General features: G+C 38.8%; 1 pseudogene. It reads right to left on the bottom strand.

The features are described 5' to 3' along the window. Positions 1 to 900: pseudogene (locus HMPREF3263_RS10905) on the bottom strand (hypothetical protein); the annotation flags it as partial. Positions 901 to 1,022 lie beyond the last annotated feature (122 nt).

Here is a 1,022-nt window from a genome sequence, read left to right on the forward strand (position 1 = left end):
CTCAATGTTGTCATAGGTAAACACTTCAAGATGCAATAGCTTCTCGCCACTTTCACCTATTTGGTTATACTCGCCCATTAAGCCAAGCTCTTCACCTGCTTTAATCTCAATAGGTTTATCTAGCTTTACTTCAACATCAGCTTGGGTATCTATCTTATGCTTGCTTAGCAGTGGAAGGCCTTTGATTTTCTCATTTTGCATCTCCTCATAAGACTGATTAAAAATACGCCAATGCTCACCAGACTTAGGTTTATGCTCAATCGTTTTATTGTCCTTGGTCTCTCTATACCAAAGTAATTCATCAAACTTATCTTGCGTCTGCGTATGTCGTCTGACCCCAATCGTCACGCCATTCTTCAGCTCCACACGTGGATTAAGTGGCTGATTTTTTGCATCTCGGATAACTATCTTATTATCTGATGATTTAGTACTCCCTACAATCTCTTCTATTCCACTTTTGTAATCGCTTAATTTGGCTGTATGACGGTAAAGCGAATAAAACGTCAGCACATTGTCTTTCGGATAAGCTACTTCATGCTTCAGTAAAAAAAAGCCCGTAGAATATACCGCACTTTCTTTTGATGATTCAGATTCATTATCGGATTTATATTCACTATCCACTTTATAAGCTATCAGTTTGCCATCGGCTATCGCACAAATCTTGTTATTCTCAAATTCACTGCTCGGAAATTTTGATGCTCGTAAATGAATGCCTTGATGCCAAAGACCGCTATTATTAAATAAAAAGCGCGCACTTTCATCTCCTGCAAGATGATTAAAGTATTGTTGAGAGAGATTCGTGGTATTGCTTCTCGGTTTAAGTGGGTAAGCGACATGAGGTATTTTCGGGGTTTCTACTTTCTCCGTCTCGGGTGCTGCTTTCTTTTTTTGCTCTGACATAATGAAAACTTCCTTTATTCTTCTTATTGTTTGTAATGAACTATGAAATAATTAAATCTTGAATATCTACCGGTTGTGAGCCATTAGGCTGGGTTTCAAACGGACTCACCCCATCAGCCGCT

Source organism: Haemophilus sp. HMSC61B11 (assembly GCF_001838615.1).
GTDB lineage: Bacteria > Pseudomonadota > Gammaproteobacteria > Enterobacterales > Pasteurellaceae > Haemophilus_D > Haemophilus_D parainfluenzae_AD.